The organism is Plebeiibacterium marinum, assembly GCF_026013615.1.
Taxonomy (GTDB): Bacteria; Bacteroidota; Bacteroidia; order Bacteroidales; family Marinilabiliaceae; genus Saccharicrinis; species Saccharicrinis marinus_A.
Map to the genome: position 1 here is coordinate 24,126 of NZ_JAPDPI010000054.1, position 6,079 is coordinate 30,204.

At 31.7% G+C, this 6,079-nt stretch carries 6 protein-coding genes and 1 pseudogene; 6 read left to right on the plus strand and 1 reads right to left on the minus strand.

Annotated elements, in window-relative coordinates; genetic code table 11:
• Nucleotides 1-30: 30 nt before the first annotated feature.
• The 6 genes from OM074_RS18715 to OM074_RS18740 all read left to right on the plus strand — a co-directional run bounded on the left by OM074_RS18715 (nt 31) and on the right by OM074_RS18740 (nt 5,766).
• Nucleotides 31-354 carry a hypothetical protein gene (locus OM074_RS18715; protein WP_301202114.1) on the plus strand — a complete coding sequence of 108 codons (324 nt, stop codon included), beginning with the start codon at nt 31-33 and terminating at the stop codon, nt 352-354.
• 280 nt (nt 355-634) lie between these two features.
• The gene (locus OM074_RS18720) at nt 635-1,207 is read left to right on the plus strand and encodes an RNA polymerase sigma factor (RefSeq protein ID WP_301202116.1); all 573 of its coding nucleotides are present in this window, start codon (nt 635-637) and stop codon (nt 1,205-1,207) included.
• Between the two features lie 37 nt (nt 1,208-1,244).
• Nucleotides 1,245-1,997 carry a hypothetical protein gene (locus tag OM074_RS18725; protein WP_301202117.1) on the plus strand — a complete coding sequence of 251 codons (753 nt, stop codon included), beginning with the start codon at nt 1,245-1,247 and terminating at the stop codon, nt 1,995-1,997.
• Nucleotides 1,998-2,009: 12 nt separating this feature from the next.
• Nucleotides 2,010-2,834, plus strand: coding sequence for an outer membrane beta-barrel protein (locus tag OM074_RS18730; protein ID WP_301202118.1), 825 nt, complete (start codon nt 2,010-2,012; stop codon nt 2,832-2,834).
• A gap of 138 nt (nt 2,835-2,972) precedes the next feature.
• Entirely contained in the window at nt 2,973-4,931 is a 1,959-nt protein-coding gene (locus OM074_RS18735; RefSeq protein ID WP_301202119.1) for a T9SS type A sorting domain-containing protein, read from the plus strand.
• A 160-nt stretch (nt 4,932-5,091) separates the two neighbouring features.
• On the plus strand, nt 5,092-5,766 hold the full coding sequence (locus tag OM074_RS18740) for a hypothetical protein (RefSeq protein ID WP_301202121.1): 675 nt from the start codon (nt 5,092-5,094) through the stop codon (nt 5,764-5,766).
• A 46-nt stretch (nt 5,767-5,812) separates the two neighbouring features.
• Here OM074_RS18740 and OM074_RS18745 read toward each other — a convergent pair.
• Nucleotides 5,813-6,079: pseudogene (locus OM074_RS18745) on the minus strand (REP-associated tyrosine transposase); the annotation flags it as partial.

Here is a 6,079-nt window from a genome sequence, read left to right on the forward strand (position 1 = left end):
TTTACCATCTCACAACTTATGTATGGTAATGTGGCACAAGAAAATCCTGTAAAAAAAACACTTGCGACTATTGAAAAAGATAATCAACTGGCATATTATAAAATGTTTAATCAATCCTACCCTTTTTATATAAAGAAAACCATAAAAAAACTGGAACATCCGAAAGAGTTAAAAGCATTTTTAACTGACAGCCCAAAGGCAATTGTATTTACTCAACAAAAAAGAATTAAGAATATAGATATCAGTCCTTTTGCTCAAATAATTTTTCAACAGAAAGACATATTTGAAGGCCACACCACAGTTGTATTAAAATCCATTAAGAGTACAAAAAATAATCCTACAAGCAAAAATTGAAAAGTTAAGTCACACTATTTCTGTCCGCATCTAATCACCAGAGCAACTTGCTGTATTTCAACCAACAAGTCCCCACAAAATTCTATGTCAATTTTTAGGCGCATGAATATGTGAATAAAAAAACAACGGTCACTAAAAAAAACAGACAATTTGACTCAAACGCCTCCTTTTGTCGGTTTTTCTATTTATATATGATAAAAAAGTGTTAAATATGGAAGCGTTTTTAACACAATCGCTGTTGTATAATAAAATAGCAAAAACTGAAACAGCCATAATAATTATGAATGAAAAAAGTTTAGTGGCAAAATGTAAGAAACAAAAGCAATCTGCTCAGTTTGAGGCATATCAAAAATATGCCCCTTTATTGCGAGGCGTATGTTGCAGGTATATTATAAATAAGGATGAGGCAGAAGATGTTTTACAAGAAGGTTTCTTTCGCATTTTTACACAGATAGAAAAATTTACGTACACAGGCGAAAATTCTTTTTTTTATTGGATGAAAAGAGTAGTTATTAATCATGCGTTGAATTATCTGAAGAAACAGAAAAAAGAAAGATTTGATGAAAGTTTTAAGGATGAACACTTATTTATTGCCGATGAAAATTCAGATGACATTTTTAATACAGATTACTCAAAGTACACTAAAGAAAATATTATTTCTGCTGTAGAGATGTTGCCTTTGCCTTTTAGAATGGTTTTGAATATGGCAGTAATTGACGGGCTTAAGCATAAGGAAATTGCCGGAGCTTTATCTATTGCAGAAGAAACTTCGCGTTCGCGTCTTACCAGAGCAAAACAAATGCTTCGTAAAAATTTAATTGAGGTAAACTCACTTGTCAGTGTAAATGCATAACTATTTTATAAAATATAATAACTTGATTATTTGGGCTATGTCAACAATAAATAACACTAAACATACAGATTCTTTAGACCAGCTACTCCAAAATACATATAGTAATTACTCTGTACCAGAGCCTAATGTTGGCTCATGGTTAAAAGTTAAAAATAAAGTGGCAAAGCATAATTTTTTAAAATTCAACCCAATGCATTTTAATGTGTATTATGCAGTTATTGCTACAATTGTAACAATAGGAGTTGGTGTTCATTTATATTTATCTAATGAAAATGAAGAAAAATCAATTCATAATATTCAAACAGAACAGGTTTTAACTGAACCTACTATAGAAAATACTCCGTTAGATAATAAGAATCCTTCTGAAGTTGAAACAGAGCAATTGTTACCGGTTGCTGATCAGAATAAAATACCTTCAGATGCAAATGAAAACGCAAATGAAGAAATCATTATTGCAGAAGAACATGTTGAAAATACAACTCATATTGCAACAGAAGATCAACGTATGTTAAATAAAGAAACTTCCGAATCAGAAGAAGAACAAATAAAAGAGGATAGAATAGATAATGAAAAACCACTTATAATTAATGAAGCATTAGAGGAAACTACTAGCAATAATGAGGTAACCGAAAAATCTGGTTTCAATAATACAATAACTATTGATAGTACAGAAGTATTAAATGACGAAGATAAAAAAACAAAACAACCTGTCATTATTAATAGAGAACCAGTAGTTCAAACTGACACCATTGTTAAAGTGATTAAGAAAAAGCGAAAAAGAAGAAAGTAATAGTAAGTAATAATGAAATCTATATATATATTAACCGCAATTTTGGTTTTAGCTCAATTACCTGTTTTATCTCAACAAAAAGAATTGTTACATCCTGTTGCCGATACTCTTTATGTGCAACAGGATACAATTCACAAAGTGGTAGAAGTTATTAAATACGAATATGAATATTATGATCCGGAACCTTTTGAGTTGTTTGTTGGAGCAGGTGTAGGTATTTCAAAGGCAACATTAAAAAGTGATGTATTTGATAAAAATACGTTCCAATCTGCCATTCCTCTTGTATTGAAATTAAAAAAAGGCAATTTTCATTTGCAAACGGGGCTTCTTTATCAAAATTTATCATTTAAAATACCTGTTACAGAAATTATTGAAACAGAAATTGCTCATACCACCACACAAACAGTGGTGGTAGATACCTATTACCGTTATAACGATGGAGATCCCATTGAGGTAGTTGTCACAAAGGAGATTGAAATAACAGAATATGAAATTGTACAAGAAGAAATTACTGCAAATAAGAAAAAGAATTACTCTTCAATAAAAATACCTGTTCAGTTGGGGTACGATATATTATTTAATAAGTTTTTTGTAAGCGCAGATATTGGAGCAGGTTATAATATGTTTACTTCTGATGCTCAAAAATATCTTAATGAGGATTTTCCTGAGGCAGATCATCATTTTTTTACTTATGAATTAGGTGTTGGAGCAGGATATACTTTAAGTAAAAAGTTTTATTTGGATTGTGGAATAAATGTTAGCTCCAAGGTACACTCTGATCCTTATGAATATTCAAGTTATAATTTTTCGGTTCGACTTTTTTATAAACTATTTTAAATTTTCGGGAGCGTTTTTAATAAGGTTGTTGTTTATAAAGTGAAACAAAAATTAATCTTATTAAAGCAGAGTTAGCACAATTATCCGGCCGGTTTAATTTTAAAATTATTTTTTGCTTTAAACTAAATTGAAAAGACAATGAAACGAATATATTTTACTATAACATTATTACTTGCATGTTTATTATCAACAATGGCAGCAACTATAACAGTTTTAACCAATGCCGGTAGCGGAATGGGTTCTTTACGTCAAGCTATAATTGAAGCTAATGATGGAGATAAAATTATTTTTGATCAGGCCTTTACCATTTATCTTTCTTCCCCTATAGAATTAGGAGATAAAAATATTACAATTGATGGCAATGTAAATGGCGAATTGGTAAAACTTGATGGTAATTTCCTCGATGAGGATAACGATTGGATTGATGATGACGGAGTATTTACAAACTTATTGTTAGTCATATCTTCTGGCGACTATACTGTTAATATTAATAATATGATTATACAAAATGGATCAGTATCTGATGATGATTGGGGTGGTGCATGGCCAAGTTCTGACATGTATTTAGGTGGAGGTGTTTATATTGATTTAACTGATGGAGGAACATTTACAATGACCGGCTGTAGTATTCAAAACAATGTACTTTCCCTAATGGAAGATGTATATGATGGTGTTAATCAGGCTTACCTGAGAGGTGGTGGAATATACTCTGAGCATGGAGGTACTTTTGTAGAATGTACCATTAAAAATAATGTTTGTATTGCAAAAAATTCCTATCAGTGTAATATGAGCGGAGGAGGAGCCTATATTTATGAAGGAGGATCTTTTACAAATTGTTTAATTGCTGGTAATAGAATACTTTTTTCTCCAATAAATGATCAAAACTTTTATTATGGATCTGGAGCAGGACTCGATCTTTTTGAAAAAGCTGATGTAATCAATTGTTTAATAATAGGAAATTGCATTAAAAATCTATCCTCTGATTACAGAGGGTATTTCAATCAGGTTGTGGCAGGAGGAATTATCGCCCTTAATGCAAAGGTTTATAATACTACTGTTGTTGAAAATAGCATTGAGAATATTTATGAGCTTACTAATCAGGATGATGTTGGAGTTGGTGGTGCATTTATTACATATAGAACAGTTGGAAGTACTGAGTATTCTGATTATTGCGACTATCAAAATAATATCTTTTATGGAAATCACTGTTCTGCAGGCAATTTTAATAATGGTGGTTCAATTCCTAAGTTCACAAAATATTCAGCTTTCCCTAATGCTGATGAATATGACGAGATGGACTTTGATGACACCAGTGTTTTCCTTGATGAAAACCCGTTCTTTGAGTTACCTTCAAAAGGCGACGATGGCGAATGGGGAACCGATGATGATGATTATGGAGATTTGAGATTGAAAGAAAATTCTCCATGTATAGATGCCGGGAATCCTGATAATACACAAATTGAATTAACACCCTTTGATTTTTACGGGAGAGAACGCATAACTAACCATATTATTGATATGGGTGCTGTTGAGTCAATATCAACTGATTTTTATTATAATCTTAAAGGCTCGGTTTGGGAAGGCACAAATCAATGTACTTCAGGTAAAGTTTACGCTTATTCTGTTGATAATACAGCTGCTTACAAAGCTGTAATTGACCTGGACAGTGATGGAAACTTTGAATTTGAAAGTTTAGAACCGGGAGATTACTATTTGTTGGCAGTTTCTGATAATACTCAGGGTTATCAATCTACATTTTTTGGTGACGAAACAAATATTCAAAAAGCAATTAGTATTACTGTTGATGATCTTATTTATGATGTAGATATCCATTTGGTAAAAGCTGCTACAACTTCGGTAGAAGACGCTAAAGGTGTTAGCTTTAACATCTATCCAAACCCAGCTACAAGTGTTGTAAATATAAATGGTAATGCAGCAATAAATAAAATTAAGCTATATAATAGTTTGGGTACTTTAGTTTCGGTATATAATGGAAATGAAACGCAAATACCTGTAAGTAATTTACAAAGCGGAGCTTATGTACTATCAATCGAAATGGAAGGTAAAGTCTTGAATTATCAGGTATTTAAAAAATAGTAAAGTGATACCCCCGTTGCCGGAACGTAAATCGTGCGATAGCGGGGAAAAACACAAACGCTAGATATATAAACCCCACAAAGAGAGCGATTGAAGGAGGTAAAATTGCAGCTCCTGAAATTGCAGAACAGTTAACTAAAATCTTAAAGAAATTATTTAAATGATAAAGCTAAAAACTTATATAAGTTATTGTCTTTTTATACTGCTGATATGTAGCTGTGTTAACCCAGGTAGAAATAAAAAGAGTAAAGAATGGTACATGTTAATTGATAAAAAATACCAAAACTACAAAAGCCTATTTAAGCAAGAATTTGTAAATCATTTTCCAAAGAATTTATATAATGTCAATAACATTGGTAAAACTATTTATAATACAACTCCAGGAATGGATTATGTTAGTTTTTACATAGAAGTAGAATATGCTAATGACCTTATTGATTCATTGGTATATACAGCAAGAGAAAGTAGTATGGCAGTTTATGAGTCTAATGACCCGAAACTATTGATAATTAATAAATTTATCAATCATGACAATTATGGAATTAAAATGCGGATTTCTAGTAAAGAACGAGAGCTATTGGAAGAATTAAGCAGCTATAAAAAATTACCTGTTCCAAACTTCTGGAAGTTTAACACACAAAACAAGCATAGTGAGTATTTAACTTCTGACTATAAACTGTATGTTTTGGAGGCAAAATCGGGTATGTATTGGGATGAGAATTATTTATCAGATAAGGATATGATGCCTCGAAGTTGGAAACATGGGTACTCTAAAGGAGTAGCAATTAGCAGTAAAAAAAGAAAAGCTATATTTTGGTTTTTAATATGGGAATAACCCACGCCCCCCCGCTGCCGCGCGTGTCCTCACGCGTGGTATAGCTTTACTTCACAACTACAACTCCTTCAATTAGACCTATTTCTCCACTATAATCTCTGGCACTACTATAGATATATTCTTCTGGTTTATATACTATTCCTTCTTCTACAGGATTATTATGAATATAATTGATTTTCACATCTATAACTTTATTACTCCATAATTCAATTGGTTTGTTATCATGTCGCCAAAATTGATACTTACTAACATTGGACGATTTTAATCCTGCTTTCTCAAACTGTTCTAATAACCATTCTCTTCTGCTTTCTCT